Origin of the sequence: Nonomuraea coxensis DSM 45129, from assembly GCF_019397265.1 — a bacterium.
GTDB lineage: Bacteria > Actinomycetota > Actinomycetes > Streptosporangiales > Streptosporangiaceae > Nonomuraea > Nonomuraea coxensis.
In genome coordinates, this window is sequence record NZ_CP068985.1 from 1,357,991 (window position 1) to 1,380,877 (window position 22,887).

General features: G+C 74.1%; 20 protein-coding genes. 12 read left to right on the forward strand and 8 right to left on the reverse strand.

Annotation, left to right across the window (positions count from 1 at the left end):
* Positions 1-69: 69 nt before the first annotated feature.
* The 4 genes from Nocox_RS06770 to Nocox_RS06785 form a co-directional block, all read right to left on the reverse strand.
* Positions 70-786, reverse strand: a complete 717-nt coding sequence (locus Nocox_RS06770) for a hypothetical protein (RefSeq protein ID WP_020541483.1) — start codon at positions 784-786, stop codon at positions 70-72.
* Entirely contained in the window at positions 779-1,315 is a 537-nt protein-coding gene (locus Nocox_RS06775) for an RNA polymerase sigma factor (RefSeq protein WP_020541484.1), read from the reverse strand. The genes Nocox_RS06770 and Nocox_RS06775 overlap by 8 nt, the downstream gene beginning before the upstream one ends.
* Before the next feature lie 99 nt (positions 1,316-1,414).
* On the reverse strand, positions 1,415-2,524 hold the full coding sequence (locus Nocox_RS06780; protein WP_051112472.1) for a protein kinase domain-containing protein: 1,110 nt from the start codon (positions 2,522-2,524) through the stop codon (positions 1,415-1,417).
* A 57-nt stretch (positions 2,525-2,581) separates the two neighbouring features.
* Positions 2,582-3,436, reverse strand: a complete 855-nt coding sequence (locus Nocox_RS06785) for an arylamine N-acetyltransferase family protein (RefSeq protein ID WP_020541485.1) — start codon at positions 3,434-3,436, stop codon at positions 2,582-2,584.
* Between the two features lie 72 nt (positions 3,437-3,508).
* Here Nocox_RS06785 and Nocox_RS06790 point away from each other — a divergent pair, with 72 nt between their 5' ends.
* The 6 genes from Nocox_RS06790 (at position 3,509) to Nocox_RS06815 (ending at position 12,038) form a co-directional block, all read left to right on the forward strand.
* Positions 3,509-4,192 (forward strand): response regulator transcription factor, encoded by a 684-nt coding sequence (locus Nocox_RS06790; protein WP_246649745.1) that lies wholly within the window; start codon positions 3,509-3,511, stop codon positions 4,190-4,192.
* The gene (locus tag Nocox_RS06795) at positions 4,189-7,647 is read left to right on the forward strand and encodes a DUF4153 domain-containing protein (RefSeq protein WP_020541487.1); all 3,459 of its coding nucleotides are present in this window, start codon (positions 4,189-4,191) and stop codon (positions 7,645-7,647) included. Before Nocox_RS06790 ends, Nocox_RS06795 begins: the two co-directional genes overlap by 4 nt.
* Before the next feature lie 8 nt (positions 7,648-7,655).
* A complete protein-coding gene (locus Nocox_RS06800; RefSeq protein ID WP_020541488.1) occupies positions 7,656-9,257 on the forward strand; it encodes an N-acyl-D-amino-acid deacylase family protein in 1,602 nt (533 codons plus the stop codon).
* A 95-nt stretch (positions 9,258-9,352) separates the two neighbouring features.
* Positions 9,353-10,420, forward strand: a complete 1,068-nt coding sequence (locus tag Nocox_RS06805; RefSeq protein WP_026213978.1) for an alanine racemase — start codon at positions 9,353-9,355, stop codon at positions 10,418-10,420.
* Positions 10,421-10,436: 16 nt separating this feature from the next.
* A complete protein-coding gene (locus Nocox_RS06810; protein ID WP_020541490.1) occupies positions 10,437-10,817 on the forward strand; it encodes a RidA family protein in 381 nt (126 codons plus the stop codon).
* A 9-nt stretch (positions 10,818-10,826) separates the two neighbouring features.
* Positions 10,827-12,038 (forward strand): hypothetical protein, encoded by a 1,212-nt coding sequence (locus Nocox_RS06815; RefSeq protein ID WP_020541491.1) that lies wholly within the window; start codon positions 10,827-10,829, stop codon positions 12,036-12,038.
* A gap of 79 nt (positions 12,039-12,117) precedes the next feature.
* Here Nocox_RS06815 and Nocox_RS06820 read toward each other — a convergent pair whose 3' ends face one another.
* Both Nocox_RS06820 and Nocox_RS06825 read right to left on the reverse strand, forming a co-directional pair.
* Positions 12,118-12,657, reverse strand: coding sequence for a TetR/AcrR family transcriptional regulator (locus Nocox_RS06820; RefSeq protein WP_020541492.1), 540 nt, complete (start codon positions 12,655-12,657; stop codon positions 12,118-12,120).
* 5 nt (positions 12,658-12,662) lie between these two features.
* Positions 12,663-13,280 (reverse strand): LysE family translocator, encoded by a 618-nt coding sequence (locus Nocox_RS06825; RefSeq protein ID WP_020541493.1) that lies wholly within the window; start codon positions 13,278-13,280, stop codon positions 12,663-12,665.
* Between the two features lie 100 nt (positions 13,281-13,380).
* Between Nocox_RS06825 and Nocox_RS43650 the strand changes: the two genes are divergently transcribed.
* On the forward strand, positions 13,381-16,158 hold the full coding sequence (locus Nocox_RS43650; protein ID WP_026213979.1) for a helix-turn-helix transcriptional regulator: 2,778 nt from the start codon (positions 13,381-13,383) through the stop codon (positions 16,156-16,158).
* Between the two features lie 22 nt (positions 16,159-16,180).
* On the opposite strand, the gene Nocox_RS06835 is transcribed toward Nocox_RS43650, so the two are convergent.
* Together Nocox_RS06835 and Nocox_RS06840 are read right to left on the reverse strand one after the other, a co-directional pair.
* Positions 16,181-17,209, reverse strand: a complete 1,029-nt coding sequence (locus Nocox_RS06835; protein ID WP_020541495.1) for a hypothetical protein — start codon at positions 17,207-17,209, stop codon at positions 16,181-16,183.
* 214 nt (positions 17,210-17,423) lie between these two features.
* The gene (locus tag Nocox_RS06840) at positions 17,424-18,371 is read right to left on the reverse strand and encodes an AraC family transcriptional regulator (protein WP_033408252.1); all 948 of its coding nucleotides are present in this window, start codon (positions 18,369-18,371) and stop codon (positions 17,424-17,426) included.
* Between the two features lie 126 nt (positions 18,372-18,497).
* Here Nocox_RS06840 and Nocox_RS06845 point away from each other — a divergent pair, with 126 nt between their 5' ends.
* The 5 genes from Nocox_RS06845 (at position 18,498) to Nocox_RS43910 (ending at position 22,828) form a co-directional block, all read left to right on the forward strand.
* Complete coding sequence (locus Nocox_RS06845; RefSeq protein ID WP_020541497.1) at positions 18,498-19,055, forward strand: NADPH-dependent FMN reductase; 558 nt, start codon at positions 18,498-18,500, stop codon at positions 19,053-19,055.
* 43 nt (positions 19,056-19,098) lie between these two features.
* Positions 19,099-19,920 (forward strand): MerR family transcriptional regulator, encoded by an 822-nt coding sequence (locus tag Nocox_RS06850; protein WP_020541498.1) that lies wholly within the window; start codon positions 19,099-19,101, stop codon positions 19,918-19,920.
* 39 nt (positions 19,921-19,959) lie between these two features.
* Positions 19,960-20,463, forward strand: coding sequence for a MarR family winged helix-turn-helix transcriptional regulator (locus Nocox_RS06855; protein ID WP_020541499.1), 504 nt, complete (start codon positions 19,960-19,962; stop codon positions 20,461-20,463).
* 109 nt (positions 20,464-20,572) lie between these two features.
* Entirely contained in the window at positions 20,573-21,472 is a 900-nt protein-coding gene (locus tag Nocox_RS43905; RefSeq protein ID WP_020541500.1) for an LLM class flavin-dependent oxidoreductase, read from the forward strand.
* A 3-nt stretch (positions 21,473-21,475) separates the two neighbouring features.
* Positions 21,476-22,828 carry an FAD-binding oxidoreductase gene (locus tag Nocox_RS43910; RefSeq protein WP_020541501.1) on the forward strand — a complete coding sequence of 451 codons (1,353 nt, stop codon included), beginning with the start codon at positions 21,476-21,478 and terminating at the stop codon, positions 22,826-22,828.
* Positions 22,829-22,887 lie beyond the last annotated feature (59 nt).

The following is a 22,887-nucleotide window of genomic DNA, read 5'->3' on the forward strand; positions in this document are numbered from 1 at the left end:
CCACATTCTGCGTCCTCGATCCAACGAGCGGGACACCCTGGGGGTTCCCTTCGCGATGTATCGCGATGATCAGCCGGCGTCGTACGCCGCGACCGACCAGGCTCCCGGACGCTCACCGAGCTCGGCGGCCAGCCGGTCGGCCGCCTCCGGGCCGGACAGCTCGTGCCTCCCCTCGCACGCGTCCTTCGACGGGCACGCCCCGCGTCCGCGGACGACGGGGGCGTCAGGGGGGAAGACCCAGACCGTGATCTGGTGGTCGCGGCCGAGCCAGCCCGGCTCGTACGCCTTGTCCGCGAGCATGCTGAGCCCGCCGTCCGGGCCGCAGACGCCGGCGGCGCCGCTCGTCCCCTCGTGGGTGAAGAAGATCGAGCCCGGCTCCCGGCAGAAGATCACGATCTTGACGTTCTCGCTCGTGGGACGGAAGCGGAGACGCACCTTCGCCGCCGACCGCGGCGCCGTCGCCGCCGACAGGCGGTTCAGCCCCTCGTAGGCGTGGGGCGGCTGCTCGAAGGCCGGCGGGGGCGAGGCCGGTGGCGCGGGTTCGGGGACGCCGGTCAGGTTCGACACCGACAGGACGACGGTCATGACGACCGCCGCGGTGGCGACGGCAGCGCCCGCCGTCCAGCCCCAGCCCCAGCGCCGGCCCCTTCCCCGTCCCCAGCGCCGGCGGGGTGGGCGTCCCTCGGCGTGGCGGGCCGTCAGCCGCGCCCGGGCCCGGGCCACGGTCTCGGCCGAAGGCGGCGGCTCGTCCGGGATCGCCCGGGCGAGCAGCGTGATCTCATCCATCGTGGCCCTCCTTCAGCGGGTTGACGTCGCCCAGTGCCAGGCGAAGGTGCTTGCGTGCCCGGCTCAGCCGGGAGGCCACGGTGCCGTAGGGGATCTCCAGTGCGGTCGCGACCTCCTGGTGGGTGAAGCCGGCCAGCGCCACCAGCAGCACCACGTCCCGGTCGCCCCTGTTCAGCCCGGCGAGCGCCCCCGCGAGCCTGCCGGTGAGCCGGCCGGCCGCGACCCGCGCGAGCGTCGTGTCCTCGTGACTCTGCGCCTCGCGTTCGGCCGTCCTGCTGAGCGCTCTCCACCTGCGGATCTCGCTGCGGTGGTGTCGTGCGATGAGCTTGGTGGCGATGCCGTACAGCCAGGGTTTGACGTCGCCGCGCGAGGGCTCGTACCCGCCTCCGGCGGCGACGAGGAAGACCTCGCCCGCCAGGTCGTCGGCGTCGTCCCTGGAGAGCCGCCTGGCGATGTAGCGGTGGATCTCCGCGAAGTAGGCGTCGAAGACCTGGTCCAGGTCCAGCCCTGGCCGGGTGGGGACGTTCATGTGAGCGGCCTCGACGGCGTCGGCGATGGGATCACGCGCGGTTCTCCGTTCGGTTCGCGAAGGCGGTCACCGCTGATTGCCCGGAAGGCGGGAAAGCTTTCACCGGCCTCGCGCGGCGCCGTCCTGCCCGCGGCCACGGCGGCGGCCGGCCGCGCGCAGCCCGGCGGCCACCTCCTCCAGCGACGGCCGCGCCGCCGGATCGGGCGACAGCAGCCCGGACAGCAGCGGCCCCAGCGCGCCCGCCCGCGTCATCGGCGCGCCCGGCGCGGGCGGCCGGCCCTCCAGGGCGGCGTACAGCGTGGCCCCGAGGGACCACAGGTCGGCCTCCGGGCCGGGCCCGCCCTCCGGGGGCGCGTACGCGGGCGGCGTCCCCGACCGCACGGACGGCAGCAGCGTCGCCCCGCCGTGGTCGTCCACTAGAACGTTCCCGGGGTGCACCCCGCCGTGCGGCCCCGGCCCGTGGCGCAGCCGGTCGGCCACCGCCAGGCCGATCGCCGCCACCTCGGCGGGCGGCAGCGGCCCGAGCGCCTCGATGAGCCGGTCCAGCGGCCGGTCCACGGCCAGCCGCTCCAGCGTCTCGCGGATCACCTCCACCGGCGGCGGGCCCGACGGGTTCAGCATCGCCCTGACCAGCGACCTGAGCGGCTCAGGACCGGCCGCGGGCGACGCGCCCGGCGGCCGGCCCTCGACCGCGAAGTGCAGCGTCGCCCCGAGGGACCAAAGATCGGCCGACGGCCAGGTGCTCCGGCTCGGCAGCCCGAACCCGGTCAGCATCGCCCGGCCCCGCGCTGTCAGCAGCACGTTGCCGGGATCGACGTTGCCGTGCACGTACGACGCCGCGTGCGCGGTCGTCAGCGCCCCCAGCACGCCCACGCCCGCCCTGGCCGCCTGCACCACGGGAAGGGGCCGGCGCGACCCGACCGCGGACTCCAGCGCCGTCCCGTGAACGGGCTCCATGACCAGCCACGGCACGTCGTCCTGCGTCACCACGTCGAGCACCCGCACGATCGACGGATGCCGCAGCGCCGCCGCCGCCCGCGCCCGGTGCAGCGCCGCCGCCCGCGACTCGGCCGGCAGGCGCAGCTCCATGACCGTCACCTCCCGGCCGCCCGGCTCGTCGAAGGCCGGGCGCGCCGGCCCCGCCGCCAGGGGATCGAGCAGGCGGTAACGACCGGCCAGCCTCCTTGGCCCTCCCCTGTCGAGGTGCACGACAACCTCCACCTCCGCCCGGAACCATCCAGCCCGGCGCCGTTCCGCGTGTGGCCGTCACGTCGCCTGGCCGGCCAGCCAGGACTCGTGCGCGCTGTGCAGCCTGCGCCACAGGCCGTCCCTCTCCTCCGGCCCGACGTCGTCGAGCGGCAGGACGAAGACGTCCGCGAGGGCCGCGAAGTAGTCCCGCGCGGTGTCGAGGGTGAGCGAATGGGCGCCCGAGCCGATCCTGGACAGCGTGAGCCCGCGCAACTGGTCCACGCCGGAGCCGTCGCGCCGCGCCACCGACGCCACCCGCACGAACCCGGAGTCCGGCGACGTCGTCAAATGGTGGTGCATCTTCTCGAACGCGGACATCTCCGTCGGCGCCGGATCGAAGTCCATCCCCAGGAACGAGCCGTTCGCGTCGTGGTCGAGCCGCCAGCCGCCGGGCGCGACCTCCGACGGGCGCAGCCCGTACGTGAACGGCCCCTGCCGGTAGACGCCGGCCACCAGCGGCAACGGCTCGTGCAGGGCGTCGCCGAGCCCGACGTCCACCAGCCACTCACCGCCGGGGTTGTCCGGCGAGGGCAGGCCGCGGGCCGTGAGCACCAGATGGTTGGCGGTGACGCCCGGCTCGCCGCCGCGCGACTGGACCCCGCCGACGTGCCGGGTCACGTCGTAGCCGAGCGCCGTCAGGAGGGAGTGGAACGCGCCGTTCAGATGGAAGCAGTAGCCGCCCCGGCCGCGCAGGATGCGCGCGACGGACTCGGCGGGCTCCACGGACGTGGGGCGGTCGAGCCAGATCTCCAGAGCCTCGTAGGCGACCTTCTCGACGTGCGCGGCGTGCAGGGCGCGCAGGTTGTCGGCGGTGGCGGGCGCGCCGAGCAGGTGGGGCAGGCCGATGCGGCCGAGGTATGCAGCGGTGGTCACCTGCCAAGTCTGCACTGTATGTGCACGCTTAAGGAGGTGTGGTCTGCACAGCCCGCTTCTACGCTTTCGTACGTGGCAGAGCAGCGACGCATCCTCGTGGTCGAGGACGACCGGACGATCGCCCTGGCCGTGCGGAACCGCCTGGCCGCCGAGGGGTTCGACGTCCGGGTGGCGGGCGACGGGCAGGACGCCCTCGCCCAGTACGCCAGGGCCGAGCCCGACCTCGTGATCCTCGACCGGCTGCTGCCCGGCCTGGACGGGCTGGAGGTGTGCCGGCGCATGCAGGCCGCCCGGCCCGTGCCCGTGCTCATGCTGACCGCACTCGGGGAGGAGACCGACGTCCTGGTCGGGCTGGGCGTCGGGGCCGACGACTACCTGGCCAAGCCGTTCAGCATGCGCGAGCTCGTCGCGCGCATCCACGCGCTGCTGCGCCGGGTGGAGCGGGCCGCCCAGCTCGCCGCCGAGGACACCGTGATCCGGGTGGGCGAGGTCGAGATCGACACCGCCGCCCGACGGGTGTTCGTGCGCGGCAGCGAGGCGCAGCTCACCCGTACCGAGTTCGACCTGCTGCGGCGGCTCGCCGAGCGGCCAGGACAGGTCTTCGAGCGCGACCGGCTGCTGTCGGACGTATGGGGCTTCTCCGAGGCCGCCGCCACCAGGACCGTCGACAGCCACGTACGGGCGCTGCGCCGCAAGCTCGGCCCCGACGTCGTACGGACCGTGCACGGCGTCGGCTACGCCCTGGTACGGCGATGAGGCCGCTCGACTTCCTGGGCCGCATCAAGGTCAAACTCGGCATCGTCATCGTGCTCGCCGTCGGGACCGCCTTCGTCGTCAACGAGGTCGGGATCAACTCCGGGCTGTCGCGCGAGGTGCGCATCGCGGTCGCCGTCGTCCTGGCGCTGATCATGGTGCAGCTCCTCGCCATGGGGATGACCAAGCCGCTGCGCCAGATGGCCCGCGCCGCCCAGACCATCGCCAAGGGCCACTACAAGCTGCGCGTCAGCGCCACCTCACGGGACGAGGTGGGCGAGCTGGCCAGGGCCTTCAACGCCATGGCGGCCGACCTCGGCGAGGTGGACCGCCAGCGGCGCGAGCTGGTCGCCAACGTCAGCCACGAGCTGCGCACGCCCATCACCGGCCTGCGCGCCGTCCTGGAGAACGTCGTGGACGGCGTCTCCGCGCCCGACCCCGTCACCATGGCCACCGCGCTCGCCCAGACCGAACGGCTCGGCCGGCTCGTCGCGCAGCTCCTCGACCTGTCACGGCTGGACAGCGGGGCGCGGCTGATCGAGGCCGAGGCCGTCACCCTGGCGCCGCTCGCCGACCAGGCCGTACGGGAGGCCGGCCTGGCCAGGGAGGACGTCGCGATCCGCGCCGAGGTGCCGGGCGACCTCGTGGTGCGGGCCGACCCCGACCTGCTCGCGCAGGTCCTCGCGAACCTCCTGGACAACGCCGTCCGGCACAGCCCGCCCGGCGGGCTCGTCACCGTCGGAGGGACGGCGCACGGGGCCGGCGTGCGGATCGCCGTCGCCGACCACGGGCCCGGCATCCCCGAGGCGGAACGGGGGCGGGTGTTCGAACGGTTCTCGCGCCTCGACTCCGGGCGGGCCGCCGACTCCGGCGGGGCCGGGCTCGGGCTGGCCATCGTGAAGGAGATCGTCGAGCTGCACGGGGGAGCGGTGCGGATCGAGGACTGCGCGGGGTGCCGCATGGTCGTCGACCTACCCGGGAGGACGATGCCGGCGAGCGATGCTCCCGAGGTGGAGGGCTTCCCTTCCGGGACCCGGACCCAGACCGGGACCCAGACCAGGACCGGGACCGAGGTCGAGGCCCAGGTCGAGCACGAAGCCGAGGCCGAAGCCGAGGCTGGGGCTGAGGCCGAGGTGGTGGCCGGGAGGGCGGGATCGGCGGAGACCCCGGCGATCCGCGTTCCGGTGGGGGCAGGGGTGACGGTTCCCATGCCGTCGCCGGGCTCGGGGCTCGTACGGGTGATCGGCGGCGGGGTCGTCGGGATCATGGTCGGCCTCCTGCTCGGGATGTTCGCCGCCGTGTTCGTCAGCGTGGTCGTCTCGGACGCGCTGGCGTTCGTCACGCTCGTGCTGTGCACGGCGGGGGTGGGGGCGTTCGGCGCGGCCCTGGGGGCGGGCTCGGCTCGGCGGGCGGCGGCGCTGGCGTACCAGATGGCTCAGGTGACGCGGCCCGGACATCCCGCCGACGCCCCGTGGCAGGCGGTCCCGGGCCCGAGACCGATCACGTCGGCAGGACAAGAAAGCGGGGCTGCGATGAGCGCAGAAGAACGACCAACGGAACCGGCGGGACCGGACGCGGAGCAGACGGCGGGCCCCGACCCTGCCACGCCACCCCCTGACCGACCCACGGACCAGCCCGAGGGCCAGCCCGCCGCCCAGCCCGAGAGCCAGGCTGCGGGCCAGGCCCTCGGGCCCCCGGCCGGGCCGCCCACCGGGCCGCCCGTGGGGCCGGCGGCCGGCCGGCAAGCGGTGCCACTTGCCGGGCCGCCTGTCGGGCCGCCCGTTGCGCAGCCTGTGGGTCAACGGGCCGGGCAGGCTGTGGGGTCGCCGGTTGGGCAGCCTGTGGGGCCGATGCCCGGGCAGCCTGCGGGGCAGGGCGGGGTGCCTGTGTTGCGGGGTGGGGCGCCGTACGCGCCCGCCCATGGGCCTGCGCCCGCGTATGGGCCCGCGCCCGCGTACGGGCCTTCGGGTTATGGGCCGCCCCCGTACGTGCCGCCGCCGTTGTTCCCGAGGCCCGAGTTGCCCGGGGCGCCGCGCTGGCTGTTGCCGGCGGCCGGTGGGGCCGGAGTGTTCGCGGCCGTGGCGCTGCCGGAGGCGCAGGTCGGGCTGGGGATCGTGCTCGTGTCGATGGTGCTCGGCGCGGCGGCGCTGCCCGCCGTGGTCAGGCGCATGACGCCGTGGACGGTGGCGTTCGGGCTGACCGCGTACGTGCTGATCTCGATGGCGGCGGTGCGGGACGCCGACTGGCTGGTGGCGATCCTGCTCGTGGCGGGGGCCGGGCTGGGCGCGCTGGCGGTGTCGGGGGCCGGGGCCGGCTGGCTCGGCGTGCTCAGGGGCGGCATGTCCGTGCTGCTGGCGCTGGGCCCGGTGCCGTGGTTCCTGGCCGGTCCGCTGAAGAAGCTCACGGCGCGGCGGCGGGTGCTGCCGACGGTGGCGGCGCTCGGCATCACGGCGGTGCTGCTGCTGGTGTTCGGGCTGCTGTTCGCCTCGGCGGACGCCGTGTTCGCCTCGTACGCCGAACGCCTGATGACCGCCCCCGCCTGGGCGGAGTCGCTACCGGGGCGGATCGTGCTGTTCGTGCTGTTCGCCGTGCTGCTGGCGGCCGTGGTGCTGGTCGCGTTGCGGCCGGTGAACGACCCGGTCGGCCCGGAGCGGAGGTTCGCGGTGAGCAGGAGCGTGTGGCTGGTGCCGCTGACGGCGGTCAACCTGCTGTTCGCGTCGTTCGTGGCGGTGCAGATCACGGCGCTGTTCGGCGGCGACACGCTGGTGCTGCGGACTGCCGGGCTGACCTACGCCGAGTACGCCAGGCAGGGCTTCTTCCAGCTCGTCGTGGTCAGCGTGTTCGTGCTCGGCATCGTGGCGGTGGCGGCCGGGCTGCTGCGGACCGGGCGGCGCGAGCGCTGGGTGCTGGCCGGGCTGCTGGGCGTGCTCTGCGCCCTGACCATGGTGGTGCTGGCCTCGGCCCTGCACCGGATGAGCCTCTACACCGACGCCTACGGCCTGTCCCGCCTGCGGCTGTCGGTGCAGGCCACGGTCTGGTGGCTGGGGGCGGTGTTCGCGCTGGTGCTGCTGGCCGGCGCGGCCCGCCTGACGGGGCGCGGCTCGGGATGGCTGCCGCGTACGATCGTGCTGGTGACGGGGCTCGGCCTGGGCGCGTTCGCGCTGGTCAACCCGGATCTGCGGGTCGCGGCCACGCAGGTCGAGGTGCGCGGCGTCGCCAACCTGGACTCCGACTACCTGGGCGATCTCGGCGCGGAGGCGGTGCCGGCGCTGGACCGGCTGCCGGAGCCGCAGCGGAGCTGCGTGCTGGCGGACGTGGTCGCGGCGAACGAGCTGGACCGGCCGGACCCCTGGAACGGCTGGAACCTGGCCCGCGCGCAGGCCCGCGACCTGCTGGCCGCGCACCCTGTCCACAGGGCGGCCGGCTGTGACCAGCGGCGGTCGTACTCCTCTGATTGAATCCTGGGGTGAGCTTCGACGTGATCATCCGGGGCGGCAGGGTGCTCGACGGCACGGGGGCCCCGCCGTTCCGGGCTGATGTCGCGGTGAGCGGCGACCGCGTCGCGGCCGTGGGCCGTCTGGAGAGCGCCGAGGCGGCGACGGTGATCGACGCGGCCGGGCGGTTCGTCGCGCCGGGGTTCGTGGACTGCCACGCCCACGGCGACGCGGCCGTCTTCGACCCGGCGGTGCAGCGGGCCGCGCTGCGGCAGGGGGTGACGACGTTCGTGCTCGGGCAGGACGGCCTGTCGTTCGCGCCCGGCTCGGCCGCGACCGTCGCCTACGCCTCCCGCTACTTCGCCGCCGTCAACGGCCCGCTGCGCCGGGGGCCGCTGCGCGAGGGGCCGCTGCTGGAGGGCCCGTCGTGTGAGGGGCCGCTGCTGGAGGGCCCGTCGCGTGAGGGGCCGCTGACCGTCGCGGAGCTGCTGGGCTCCTACGACCGCGCGGCGGCGGTCAACACGGCCTACCTGCTGCCGCACGGCACGATCCGCTACGACGTCATGGGGCCCTCGTCCGCCCCGGCCTCCGCCGACGACCTGGCCGCGATGCTCAGGCACGTCGAGCGCGGCCTGGCGGAGGGCGCGGCCGGGCTGTCCACCGGGCTGGAATACCTGCCGGGCCGCTACGCCGACGCCGAGGAGCTGGCCGCGCTGTGCCGGCCGCTCGGCGGCCTCCCCTACGTCACCCACATGCGGGCCTACGGAGCCGGCGCCGCGGTCGGCATGGCCGAGGTCGTGGACATCGCCTCCCGTTCAGGCGCCGCCGTGCACGTCTCCCACCTGCACGGCCCGGCCGACGTGCTGCTGCCGCTGGTCGGCGACGCGCTCGCCCGCGACGTCGACCTGAGCTTCGACACCTACCCCTACCTGCGCGGCAACACGATCCTGGCGATGGTCGTGCTGCCGAGGTCCGTGCCCGCCGCCGAGACCGGCCGCGCGCTTGAGCTGATCGCCGCCGCCGACCTGGACGAGTGGTGGCCCGCGCTCGACGCGACCTGGCCCCGGCTGACCGTCTCGCACGCCCCCGGCATGGAGTGGACCGAAGGGCTGACCGTGGCGGTGGCGGCCGAGCGGGCGGGGGTGTCCCCGGCCGAGCTGTGCCGGCGGCTGCTCATCGAGACGCGGCTGGAGGCGGGCGTCGTGTCGGCCCGCCCGGACGAAGGGCCGGAGGGCGAGCAGTCCGTACGCCGGATGCTGCGCCACCCCTCGCACACCGGCGGCTCCGACGGCATCTACGTGGGCGGTCATCCGCATCCGCGGGGGTTCGGGGCCTTCGCCCGGTTTCTCGGTCGGCACGTCAGGGAGCTGGGCGACTGGACGTGGGAGCAGGCCGTCGTGCACCTCGCCGCGCATCCCGCCCGCCGGTTCGGGCTGAGCGACCGGGGGCTGGTGCGGGCGGGGTTCGCCGCCGACCTGGTGGTGATCGATCCGCGCACCGTGGCCGACCGGGCCACCTACGCCGAGCCGCGCGAGCTCGCGACCGGCATCGCCGACGTGCTCGTGTCGGGCGTCCCGGTGCTGGCCGGGGGCGAGCTGACCAGCGCCCTCACCGGCCGCGCCCTCCGCCCCTGAGCGCGGACAGGCGTTACGGCGCCGGCCGGGGTCGGTGCTGATCGTGGGAGATCATGATCGCTGTAATAGGGTCGGACGCGGATGGAGGGGGTCCCGTGTCTGCAGTGGTCTTCGAGGCCGGCTACGACTTTCCGCTGATGGTCGTGCGCCGGGACGCGCTGGAGCACAACGTCGCGACGATGGCGGCCTTCGCCCGCGACCACGGCATGGAGCTGGCCCCGCACGTCAAGACGCACCTGTCGAGGGAGATCGCGCAGCTCCAGCTCGCGGCGGGCGCGTGGGGGCTGACCGTGGCCGACACGCGGCAGGCCCGCGTGGCCAGAAGCTTCGGCGCCCGGCGGATCGTCGTGGCCAACCAGGTCGTGAGCCCGGCGGGGCTCGGCTGGGCGGCGGCGGAGCTGGCGGCGGATCCGGACTTCGAGTTCCTGAGCTTCGCCGACTCCGTCGAAGGGGTGGACATCCTCGCCAGGCATGCTGGGGAGCGGCCGTTCCGGGTGCTGGTGGAGATGGGGCACGCGGGCGGCCGGGCCGGGTGCCGCACGCTGGAGGAGTTCCTGCGGGTGGCGGCGCACGCGGCGGAGACGCCGGGGGTCGAGGTCGCCGGGGTGGCCGGGTACGAGGGCGGCCTGCCGGACGCCCACCACGTACGGAAATATCTGGACACGCTGACCGAGGCCCTGGAGCACCTGCGAGTCCGCGGCCCGATCCTCTCGGTCGGGGGCAGTCAGTGGTTCGACGTGATCGGACGCGAGCTGGCCGCCGTCCAGGCCCGGATCCTGCTGCGCAGCGGCGCGTACGTCAGCCACGACGAGGGCTACTACCGCGAGCGCACCCCGTTCAACCGCATCGGCGGCGAGCTGCGGCCGGCGCTGGAGGTGTGGGCGCACGTGCTGTCGGTCCCCGAGCCCGGCCTCGCGGTCGTCGGCATGGGCAAGCGCGACGCCCCCTACGACGAGGGCCTGCCGATCCCGCGCCGCGACGGCGTGACCGTGCTGAAGATGCAGGACCAGCACACGTTGCTGCGCGCCGACGGGCTGGCGCCCGGCGATCTGGTGTCCTTCGGCATCTCCCATCCCTGCACGGCTTTCGACAAGTGGCGGGTGCTGCCGCTGGTGGACGAGGACTACCGTGTCGTTGGCACGATCAGCACCGATTTTCACTGACTTTTGGAGCGATTTCGTGAAAAAGGAGCTTCGCACCAGCGAGGGCGCCGCCCCCATCGGCGCCTACTCGCAGGGTCTCGTGGTGGGCGACTTCGTCTTCACCTCCGGCATGGGGCCGCTCGACCCGCACACCGGTGAGCTCGTCGGTGACGACGTGGCCACCCAGACCCATCAGGTCATGCGCAACCTCGGCGCGATCCTCGCCGCGCACGGGCTCGGCTTCGACGACGTGGTGAAGTCCACGGTCCACCTGCAGCACGTCGAACGCGACTTCGCCGCCTACAACGAGGTCTACAAGTCGTACTTCAACCCGCCCTACCCCGTCCGCACCACGGTGGGCTCCCAGCTGCTGGGCATCCTCGTGGAGATCGACTTCGTCGCGCACAAGAGCGCGTAAAGTTCGCTCGTGGACAGTTCGGTTTACGTCTTCGCCGAGGATCTGCGGGGTGAGGGCGTCGAGCGGGTGCTCGACAGGATCAGCGGGTACGGCGTGGCCGGCGTCACCGTCGGCGTCGTCCACCACGCCACCCGCGACGTCACCCCGCACGGGCTGTCCCGGCTGACCGTCCGGCACGACGGGGCGCACTTCATCCCGCCGGCCGAGCTGTTCGACGGCCGGCGGCTGTGGCCGGTGCCCGGTCACGCCGCCGTGCTCGACGGCCTGCGTGAGGCGTGCGCGAAGCGGTCCATGAAGCTCCACGGCTGGACGGTCTTCCTGCGCAACGCGACGCTCGGCACCGAGCATCCCGACGTCACCGTACGCGACTGCTTCGGCGACCGCGGCTCCCCGGCCGACCTGTGCCCCGCCCATCCCGACGTGCGTGAGTACGCCGTCGCGCTGGCGCGGGCCGTGGCTCGGCTCGGCGTCGACAGCGTGGTGGCCGAGGCGCTGCACTTCCAGCCGCTCACGGCCGAGCGGTCGTTCGTGCCGCTCGGGCCGATGGACGCCTACCTGTTCGGGCTCTGCTTCTGCGACTACTGCCTGCGTCGCGCCGCCGACCTGGGCGTGGACGCCGAGATGGCGCGCGAGGAGTGCGCGCGCATCGTCGGGCGGGTGCTCGACGGCGACGCGCCCGCGCAGGGCGAGGTGACGCGGGCGGCGCTCACCGCGTACGCCGGGCCCGACGTCGTGGCCTACGCCCGCGCCCGTTCGGAGACGGTCACGACGCTGGTCTCCGAGGTGGCCTCGGCGGTCGCCGACGAGGGCTCCAAGCTGGTGTTCATCGACTCCACGGGCGCGGTCAAGGGCTACGCCGACGGCCTGCCCACGCCCGGCCTGCCCACGCCCGGCCTGGCCGCGCACGACGCCTGGCAGCTCGGCGTCGACCTGGTGGCGCTGGGCGATCTGGTGCCGGCGTTCGGCGTGCTGGCCTACGCCCGCGACGCGGCGCGGGTGGCCGACGACGTCGGGGCCTACCTGCGGTCGGTCGGCAAGGACCGCGAGGTGCGGGCGGTGCTGCGGCCCGGCCATCCCGACAGCGACTCGCTCGACCGGCTCGTGGCCAAGGCGCGGGCGGCCAAGGCGGCGGGGGCTCTCGCGGTCGACTTCTACGCCTACGGGCTGACCCCCCACGCGGTGCTCGACCGCATCCCGGCCGCCCTCGCCGAAGCCCTCTGACAACCGGACCTCGTCGAGCCGGGCTCCCGGCGGCGTGGGGTCCCGTTGTCTCGGGGGCGCGGGGGCCCGGTGGCGCGGGTCAGAGGCCGTCCAGGAGGGCTGAGACGGCCTTGGTGGCGAAGCCGTCGGGTGGGCGCAGGCCGCGGAGGACCACCCGCGTCCACACCGCCCCCGCCAGCAGGTCGATCACCAGCATCGGATCGGCCGAGGCGGGCAGCTCGCCGCGCCGCGCCGCGCGCTCGAAGATCTCCCGCTCCTTCGCGAAGCGGTCGGCGAAGAAGTGGCGGGCGTCCAGCTCCGGATGGCGGACGGCGGCGGCGAGCGCGGCCGGCGCGATGTCGGCGGACGGCGGCTCGGTCAGCAGCCGGACCATGCTCTCCACCAGCGCCACGAGGTCGCCGCGCAGGCTGCCGGTGTCGGGCGTCTCGAATCCGAGCACGTCGCCCTCCACCAGCGCCGCCCCCAGCAGCGCGGCCTTGGACGGCCACCACCGGTAGATCGTCGTCTTGTTGACGCCCGACCGCTCGGCGACGCCCTCGACGGTCAGCCCGTCGTAGCCCTTCTCGGCGACCAGCCGCAACGTCGCGTCGAAGATCTCCTGCTGCTTCCTCGGGGCCATGCGCCTCATTTTCTCCCGGCGAACGCCGTGGCCACGCCGAGGCCCAGGTAGACCACGCCGCTGAGGTGCCGCAGGGTCCTGGCCCTGCTCCGCAGGCGGCCGCCGAGCGCGCCGGCGGTCCAGGCGTACACGACGTCCGACAGCAGGCCGAGCAGCAGCAGCGTCAGGCCGAACAGCACGATCTGCAGCGCGGGCGAGCCCGCCTCCGGGCGGACGAAGTGCGGCAGGAACGCCAGGAAGAACAGCGCCACCTTGGGGTTGAGCACGTTGACCAGCATCCCTTCCAGGAACACCTTGCGCAGCGGCTGCAGGGACGGCGCGGCCCCCTCCTCCTGCTCGCCGCCGGTGAACGCGCGGTAGGCCAGGTAGCCGAGGTAGGCGACGCCCGCCCACTTCACGACGGCGAACAGCGCCGCCGACCGCGAGATCAGGTACGAAAGGCCGGCCGCGGCGGCGGCGATGTGCACCAGCGTGCCGGCCTCCACGCCGAGGGCGCTGGCCAGCGCCGCCCCCCGCCCCTGGGCCAGGCCGCGGGCGGTGATGTAGAGGTGGTTCGGGCCGGGGATGAGCACGAGGGCGAGCGAGGCGCTGACGAAGAACGCGTACGTCGTGGGGGAGATCACGGCTTCGAAGCATAGGCGGCTTTGGTCCGGGTGTTAGGGCCAATGTGGAGTCGCTTTACCGGACCAATAAGGTGTCGGCCCGGCGTGGCATAGTTGTGGCGTGAACGGACTTCTCGTCGGGCGCTCGGCTGAGCTGGACAGACTCGTGCGGGTGCTGGAGTCCGCCACGGAGGGCACGGCCGGCGTCGCGCTCGTCGGCGGCGACGCGGGCATCGGCAAGACGCGGCTGGTCGCCGAGCTGGTGGCGCGGGCCCGCGAGCGCGGTTTCCACGTGCTCGTCGGCCAGTGCGCCGAGCTGGGCGACGCGCTGCCCTACCTGCCGCTGGCCGACGCGCTGCGCAGCGCGGAGCCCGCGGTGCGGGAGTCCGCCGCCGCCCACCCCCTGCTGAGCCAGCTCCTGCCCGGCACGGAGAGCGCGCCCTCCAGCGGCCTCACCCAGCAGCGGCTGTTCGGCTCGCTGCTGGGGCTGCTGGCCGACGCGCAGCCGGTGCTGTTCGTGATCGAGGACCTGCACTGGGCCGACCGTTCCACCCGTGACCTGCTGGTCTTCCTCAGCCGCATGCTCCAGACCGAGCAGGTCTGCGTCATGGGCACCTACCGCACCGACGACCTGCACCGCCGTCATCCGCTGCGGTCGGTGCTGGCCGAGCTGAAGCGGCTGCCCACGGTGACGGGGGTGGAGCTGGGGCCGCTCAGCGCGGGCGATCTGTCGGATTATGTCGCCACGATGGGCCGGGTGGACGCCCAGGAGCTGGGCGAGATCGTCGCGCGCGCCGACGGCAACCCGTTCTACGCCGAGGAGCTGTTCGCGGCGCTGGCGGAGGGCGACAGCCTGCCCGACGGGCTGGCCAGCCTGCTGATGTCCCGGGTCGAGGTGCTGTCCGAGGCGAGCCAGCAGGTGCTGCGGGCCGCCGCGGTGGCCGGCCGCCGGGTGGAGGACGAGCTGCTGCGCGAGGTGTCCGGGCTGCCGCTGGCCGAGTTCGAGGAGGCGGTCAGGGAGATCGTCTCGCGCGGGCTGCTCCGGGTCGACGGCTTCGGCTACACCTTCCGCCACGCGCTGCTGCAGGAGGCCGTCTACACCGACCTGCTGCCGGGCGAGCGCACCCGGCTGCACGCCGCCTTCGCCCGCCTGCTCACCTCGCCCGCCGAGCTGGCCCACCACCACCTCGCCGGCCACGACCTCGCCGGAGCGCTCAAGGCGTCCGCGGAGGCGGGCCGGCTGGCCGAGCGGCTGGGCGCCCCGGCCGAGGCCCACAGCCACTACGACCAGGTGCTCAGCCTGTGGGACCAGGTCGAGAACGCCGCCGAGCTGACCGGCGAGAGCCGCGCCGCGCTGGCCTTCCGCAGCGCGATCATGGCCGCCGACAGCGGCGACAACCACCGCGCCGTCGTCCAGCTCCGCGCGCTGCCGCCCACGTCCGAGGTGAGCGAGCGCCTGGCCTACTACCTGTGGGAGACCGACGACCCGGCCGGCGCCATCGCCGCCGCCGAGCGCGCAGTCGAGAGCGCCGACAACGACGCCGACCTCGCCCGCGCCCTCGCCACCCACGCCCGCACCCTGCTGTGGAGCCCGCGGCTCAAGGACGTCGAGGGTCTCGCCACCCGCGCCCTCGACACCGCCCGCGCCGCCGGGGCCGCCGACGCCGAGGTCGGGGCGCTGCTCACGCTGGCCACCTACCGCGAATACCACGGGGACATCGCCCGCGCCCACGAGCTGGTCGAGACCGCCTCCGCCCTCACGACCTGCGACCTCGCGATGGACCTGCGCGCCCGCTTCCACCACGCGCGCATCCACTACGAGCAGGGCAGGCTCGACCAGGCCGCCGAGGTCGCCGACGACGGCATCAGGATGGCGCTCGACACCGGGCTCAAGTGGAGCACCTACGGCACCGACCTGCGCTTCCTGCGTTTCCTCATCCACTACGTGGCCGGCGAGTGGGACCAGGCGGAGGCGGTCGCCGCCACCTTCCCCGTGCGGGTGGGCACCCAGCCGGAGGCCACGCTGTCGTCGTTCTCGCTCTTCGTGGAGGTCGGGCGGGGGCTGCCCGGCGTGGAGAGCCGGCTGAGCTGGCTGCGGCCCTTCTGGTCCGACGACCTGGTCGCCTACATGTCCCGGGGGCTCGCCGCCGAGCACGCGCTCTGGCAGGGCGACCCCGCGGCGGCCCTGGAGCACGTACGCGCGGCGCTGGCGCCGCTCACCCCCGGCGAGGCGGGGGCGCTGCGGCTGTCCGCGCTCGGGCTCGCCGCCATGACCGAGCTCGGCGACTTCGACCGGGCCGAGGCCGACGACCTGCTCGAACGGGCCCGCTTCGCGACCGAGCACGGTCCCGCGGGCCAGCCAGGCCATCTCGGGCCGGAGGGGCTGGCCTGGGGGTTGCGGGCCGAGGCCGAGTGGCACCGCGCCCACGGCCGGCACGACGTCGAGCTGTGGCGCAGGGTCGTCGCGACCTTCGACTTCGGCTTCGTGTACGAGGTGGCGCGCTCCCGCTGGCGGCTGGCCGAGGCCCTGCTCGTCCACGGCGAGCGCGAGGCGGCGCAGGCGGAGTGGGAGCTGGCCAGGGAGACGGCGGGCAAGCTGCGGGCGACGCCGCTGGAGAACGCGCTCACCGAGTTCGGCCGCCGGGCCCGCTTCGGCGGAGGCGGCGGCGGTGGAGGCGGTGGAGGCGGCGGGGCTCAGGGCGGCCCGGGTTCGCTGACCGCGCGTGAGCTGGAGGTGCTGCGCCTCGTCGCCGAGGGGCTGACCAACCGGGAGATCGCCGAGCGGCTGTTCATCGCGCAGAAGACGGTGAGCGTGCACGTGTCGAACATCCTGGCCAAGCTGGAGGTCGCCACCCGCACCCAGGCCGCGGCGTCCGCCCGCCGGGCCGGCCTGCTGTAGCCCGGCGGACGTCCTCGGGCCGTCAGCTCGTCAGGGCCTCGCCGCGCATGACGAAGTAGTTCGCGTGGTCGGTCTGCAGGAACTCCTGGAACTTCGTCGCCTTGGCCTTGGCTGCCGTGTTGTCGGTGGTGACGATGGTGACCAGCACGTACTTCAGGGCCGAGCCGGAGAGGATCTTGCCGTACGTGTACTTCCTGTGGATCTTGTCCGTGCGCCACTTCACCGCGGTCGAGGTGAGCTTCTGCAGGCGGTTGGAGGCGCTCTTGGCGTCGGCCGTGGACGGGAAGGCCATGATGAGCTGCACCGCCTTGAGGTGGCCGCCGTAGGCGGAGTAGGCGAGCTGGACGGCGCTCTCGCAGTCGTACTTGGCCAGCACGCCCTCGCCGTCCACCGCGTCGCAGGTGTCGTAGGTCCAGCCGGCGACCTTCTGGGCGGCGAACTTGACGGCGCCGAGCTGGAAGTTCCAGTCCTTGAACTCGTCGTGGCGGAGCGGGGACTCGGACGAGGACGGTGGCGCGGTCGTGGGCTCCTTCTCGGGTGCGGGGGAGTCCGACGGGGCGGCCGACTGCTGCGTCCGAGTCGGGGCGGGGGTCGGGGCGGTCGTGGTGAGGGCGGCTGTGGTGGACGGGTCGGGGCGGTTGAGGTAGGCGACGGCGCCGATGGTGCCGCCGCCGAGGAGGAGCACGCCCAGGACGATGCAGAGGGTGATGATCAGGGCGTTGTTGCGACGCTTCGGGGGCGGCCCGTACGGGGGGTACGGGTGGGGTGCGTACGGGTTCTTCCCGCCCGGTGCGGGGCCGTAACCCGGCGCCGGAGGGTGGCCCTGGCCCTGCGGGTAGCCCTGAGCGGGTCCTTGGGGGTAGCCCGGTCCTTGCGGGAAGCCCTGGCCCGGGGCGGGGCCCTGGTGCGGCGGGAGGTTCGGGCCCGAGGGCGGGCCCGGCGGTACCTGCGGGCCCGAGGGCGGGGGCGGGCCCGGCGGGGTGGTGTACGCGTGCGGGTTCGGCGGCATGCCGTACTCCTGGCCCTGGCCGTACGCCTCGGCGGTGGGCACGTACCCCTGCTGGGCCGGCCCCGGAGGCTGCGTGCCGTAGGGGCCCTGGGGGGACGCCTGGCCTGACGGCGGGCCGTGTCCCGGCCGGCCAGGTCCCTGTGCCTGCGGGCCCCACTGCCCTTGCTGGTGAGGCTGCGGAGGCTGAGGAGGGTATGCCATCCCTCCATTGTGGTGCAGTTCATCACCATTTGCCCCAGGTACGCCTCGGAAGCCCTCAGCGCAGCTCCGCCTTGTTCTCCTCGCACGCCTGCCGCTGGTAACGGCCGGGCGCGATCCCGAACTCCCGCTTGAAGGCGTTGTTGAACGCGAACTCCGACCCGTAGCCGACCCGCGCCGCCACCTCCGACACCGGCACGTCGCTCTGGCGCAGCAGCCGGGCCGCCACCCCGAGCCGCCACCACGTGAGGTACGCCAGCGGCGGCTGGCCCACCAGCTCCGTGAACCGCCGTGCGAACCCGGCCCGCGACAGCCCCGCCCGCCCGGCGAGCTCGGCGACCGTCCAGCGGTGCGCGGGATCGTTGTGGACGGCGTCGAGCGCCCGGCTGATCGACGGGTCGGCCAGCGCCAGCGCCCACCCCTTGTGCTCGCACACGCCGGGCGACGTCTCGAACCAGGCGCGCAGGATGTAGAGCTGGAGCATGTCGAGCAGGGATGTGACCACGGTGTCCGCCCCGGGCCGGACCGTCGCGATCTCGTTGCCGAGCAGCTCGACGGCCGCCCTGAGCTCGGGATGGCGGCCGAGCGTCGTCGGCAGGTGGATCACCTCGGGCAGCGCGCCGAAGATGGGGTGGGTGCGGGCCGGGACCGTGCGGTAGGAGCCGTAGACGGTGACGGTCTCGGCGCCGGTGCCGCCGCACCCCGTCGAGGAGGACAGCGCGCCCCCCTCGCACGGCTCGCCCGCCGCCTCGGTGAGCGGGGTGCCGAGGCTGTCGGCGAGCCCGTAGCCGTGGCCGTGCGGCAGGAACACGACGTCGCCGACGCTCAGCGCCACCGGCTCGCCGCTCGGCGGGAGCAGCCAGCACGATCCGCGCAGCACCACCTGGAACGCCGCGGATCCGGGCTGCGGCGGGATCGCCACGCCCCAGGGGGCCCGCCACGTGACGCGGGCGGAGACCGGCCGCCCGACCCGCATGAGGGCGACGACATCACTCAGCATGTCCACACCGCGAGTCTACGTGGTAGACGATGACGCAAAAAACAGAGCGGCTGAAGCATTCATACGCTCAACGTTCCGGCCTACGGTGGTCTGCGCAACGTCTGAAGCCACTGAAGGAAAGGCCCCGTTGTCATGATCAGAGTAGGCATCATCCTCGGCAGCACCCGTCCCGGCCGCAACGGCGAGGCGGTGGCCCGCTGGGTACACGATCTGGCGGCCAAGCGCGGCGACGCCACGTACGAGGTGGTCGACCTCGCCGACTTCGAGCTGCCCCACCTTGACGAGCCGCAGGCGGCGGCCACGGGCGACTACCGGCACGCGCACACCCGGCGGTGGGCGGAGAAGATCGCCTCCTTGGACGCGTTCGTGTTCGTGACGCCGGAGTACAACCACTCCTTCCCCGGCGTGCTCAAGACCGCGGTCGACTTCCTGTACGCCGAGTGGGGCAACAAGGCCGCCGGCTTCGTCGGCTACGGCGTGGACGGCGGGGTGCGGGCGGTGGAGCACCTGCGGCACGTCCTCGCCATGCTCGGCGTCGCCACGGTGCCGGCGCAGGTCACGCTGTCGTACTGGACCGACTTCGAGAACGGCGTGGCCTTCCGGCCGGCCGCGCTGCACGAGGAGCGCCTCGGCATGGTCCTCGACCAGGTCCTCGCCTGGGGCGGCGCCCTCCTGCCGCTGCGCGCGTGAAGGCGTGTCCCGGCCGCTCGCGAGCAGCGGCCATGCTTGAGGCGTGGACGGAGATCTCCTGCCGATCGGGCAGTTCGCCAGGCTCAGCCGGTTGAGCGTCAAGCAGTTGCGGCACTACGACGAGCTGGGGCTGCTGCCCCCGGCGCACGTGGACGCCGGCTCCGGCTACCGCTACTACCGGCGGGCGCAGGCCAGGCAGGCGATGTCCATCGGGCTGCTGCGTTCGCTGGACGTGCCGCTGCCGGTCATCGCCGAGGTGCTGGCGGGCGCGGCCGACGCCCTGGGCGGCGTGCGCGAGGCGCTGGAGGCCGAGCTGGCGCGGCGGCGGCGGACGCTGGCGACGCTGGAGCGGGTGATGGCCGACGGGCTGCCGGCCGCGCCGGTGCGCGTCGTCACCGAGCCGGACCGGACGGTCGCGGTGGAGCGGGAGAGCGCGGCCGGGCCCGCCGACGTGGCCCGCGCCACCTCGGCCGCGGTCGCCCGCGTCCTGCGCGCGCTGCCCCGCACCGGCCCGCCCCGGCTCGTCGGGCTGTTCCCGGTCGAGCTGGACGACGCCTTCGAAGTGCGGGTCGGGCTCGTCGTCGATCGCGACGACCCCGCCCGGCCGTGGGAGGCGGCGGGCGTCGGCCTGGAGACGCTGCCCGGCGGCACGTTCGCGTGCGCGACCCACGTCGGGCCGTACGACCAGATCCCGCTCACCACGCACGCCGTGCTGGCCTGGTGCGCCGAGCGCGGCCATCCGCTGCGCGGGCCGGTCCGCGAGGTGTACGTCTCCGACCCGGCGACCACCGAGCCCGACCGGCTCGTCACCCACCTCATGATCCCCATGAGCAAAGGTGGCGGGGCAGACGGTCGGCCGAGCTGATCGGTGGTCGTGCCACGTGTCCTGGGTATATTGCGGAGCATGACCGTGGTGGAGGAGAAGGCGGACGAGCGCGACTTCGGCTGGTCCCTCGGCGTGCTGCTGCGCGCCCTGCACGGCTCGATGGGCCGGGTGCTCAAGGACCTTCCGCACGGTCCGCGCGGCTACCAGACGCTGTCCACCGTCGTCCACGGTGACCAGCCGAGCCAGCTCGCCCTGGCCGCCCACCTCGGCATCGACAGGACGGTGATGACGTACCTCATCGACGACCTGGCCGAGGCGGGGCTCGTGGAGCGGCGGCCCAACCCCGCCGACCGGCGCCAGCGCAAGATCGTGCCCACGGACCGGGGCGTGGCGGTGCTGCACGACCTGGAGCGGCAGGTGCGCGCGGTCGAGGACCACGTGCTGCGGTCGCTGTCGCCGGAGGAACGGGAGCTGTTCAGGGGCCTGCTGCGGCGGGTGGCGTGCGGCGTGGCCGACATGGACGCGGGCACCGATCCCTGTGAGGTCGTGGACGAGATGCTGAGCGGCGACCGCCGCCGGTGACGTACCCCTTGGGTGGGTGTGTGCGGAATACTGAGCCGAGATGTGCGGTTGGACAACACATCTCTACCGCATACGGTTTGTGAAGCAGCACATATCCCGAGGGGATCACATGCCTGACTACGGCCACGACCTGACGTTCGGGTCGTTCATCACGCCGTCCAACACCGCGCCGGAGCAGGTGCTCGACCTGGCGCGGGCGTCCGAGGACGCGGGGCTCGACCTCGTGACGTTCCAGGACCACCCGTACCAGCCGGGGTTCCTCGACACCTGGACGCTGCTCACCTACGTCGCCGCGCGCACCGAACGGGTCCACGTCTCGGCCAACGTCACGAACCTGCCGCTGCGCCCGCCGGCCGTCCTCGCCCGCGCCGCGGCGAGCCTCGACCTGCTCAGCGGGGGACGGTTCGAGCTGGGGCTGGGCGCGGGGGCGTTCTGGGACGCCGTCGAGGCCATGGGCGGGCGGCGGCTCACCCCGGCCCAGGCCGTGGACGCGCTCGACGAGGCGATCGACGTCATCCGCGGCTTCTGGGACGCGGGCAACACCGGGCGGTTCCGCGTGGACGGCACGTACTACCAGGTCGACGGGGCCAAGCGCGGGCCCGCGCCGGCGCACGACATCGGGATCTGGCTGGGGGCGTACAAGCCGCGCATGCTCCGCCTCATCGGGACGAAGGCGGACGGATGGCTGCCTTCGCTGGCGTACCTGGGGAGCCTCGACCACCTCGACGAGGGCAACGCGATCATCGACGAGGCGGCGCTGGCGGCGGGGCGGGAGCCCCGAGCGGTGCGCCGCCTGCTCAACATCGGCGGCCGGTTCGGCCCGCCCGGCGACCGGCTGCTGTCGGGGCCGCCGCGGCAGTGGGCCGAGCAGCTCGCCGCCATTTCCCTGCGGTACGGGATCGGCACGTACATCGTGATGGGCGACGACCTCGCGACGTTGCGGACGTTCGGCCAGGAGGTCGCGCCCGAGACGCGCAGGCTCGTGGCCGCCGAGCGCGCGGGCAGGTGAGCGATGGTCCACGAGCACGCGCCGCGCGCCGCCGCCCGGTCCCGGCGTCACCCCGGCATCGCCTACGACGACGTCCCCGCCCACCTCGAACGGGTCGAGCCCGGCGACCCGGAGTACGCCCGCGTCCGCTCCACGTACCTGCGCGGCGGCTCGCCGGGGCTGGTCCTGCGCCCCGGCACGCCCGCCGAGGTCGCCGACGCGCTGGCCTTCGCCCGTGCGCAGCCGGTGAAGCTCGGGATCCGCAGCGGCGGCCACGGCATCAGCGGCCGCTCCACCAACCACGGCGGCGTCGTGCTCGACGTCTCCCGCCTCAACACCATCGAGGTGCTGGACAAGGCCACCCGCCGGGTCCGCCTGGGTCCCGGCGCCCGGTGGAGCGACGTGGCGGCGGCGCTGGCCCCGTACGGCTGGGCGCTCACCTCCGGCGACTACGGCGGGGTGGGCGTCGGCGGCCTCGCCACGGCGGGCGGCATCGGCTGGCTGGTCCGCGAGCACGGCCTGACCATCGACCACCTGCGGGCCGTCGAGCTGGTGCTCGCCGACGGCAGCCTGGTCAGGGCCGACGACACCGAGAACGCCGAGCTGTTCTGGGGCGTGCGCGGCGCCGGGGCGAACTTCGGCGTCGTGACGAGCTTCGAGTTCGAGGTGGACGAGGTGGGTGACGTCGGTTTCGCGCAGTTAATCCTGGACGCTTCGGACCCGGCGGCGCTGATGCGCGAGTGGGGCGCGGCGGTCGAGGCCGCGCCCAGAGACCTCACCAGCTCGCTCATCCTCGGCCGACCGCAGCCCGGACAGCCGGCGATCGCCCAGGTCATGGCCGTGGTGGACGCCGACGACCCGGAGACCGTGCTGGCCCGGCTGCGCCCGCTCGCCGCCGTCGCGCCGCTGTTCGACCACCAGATCCAGATCCTCCCGTACGCGGCCCTCATGGCCGTGCCGCCGGGGCCGCACCACGGCCAGGGCGAGCCGGTCAGCCGCTCGGCGCTCGCCGACCACCTCACCCCCGAGCTGGCCGAGGCCGCCGCCCGCCTGGTCGCGAGCGGCGAGACGCACTTCTTCCACATCAGGGCGGCCGGCGGCGCGGTCGCCGACGTGCCCGCGGACGCCACCGCGTACGCGGGCCGCTCGGCGAACTTCTCCCTCGTCGCCTTCGGCTCCAGCCGGGCCGGGCTGCACCCCCTCTGGGACGCGATGCGCCCCCACTTCTCCGGCCTCTACCTCAACTTCGAGACCGACACCCGGGAGGAACGCCTCCACGACGCCTTCCCCGAGCCCACCCTGACCCGCCTGCGGGCGCTCAAGCGCCGCTACGACCCCGGCAACGTCTTCCGCGACAACTTCCCGATCACGCCTTGACCTCAGGTCGGCCTGAAGTCGCAGGCTGGACGGCATGTCCGAGACGAAGGAACAGATGG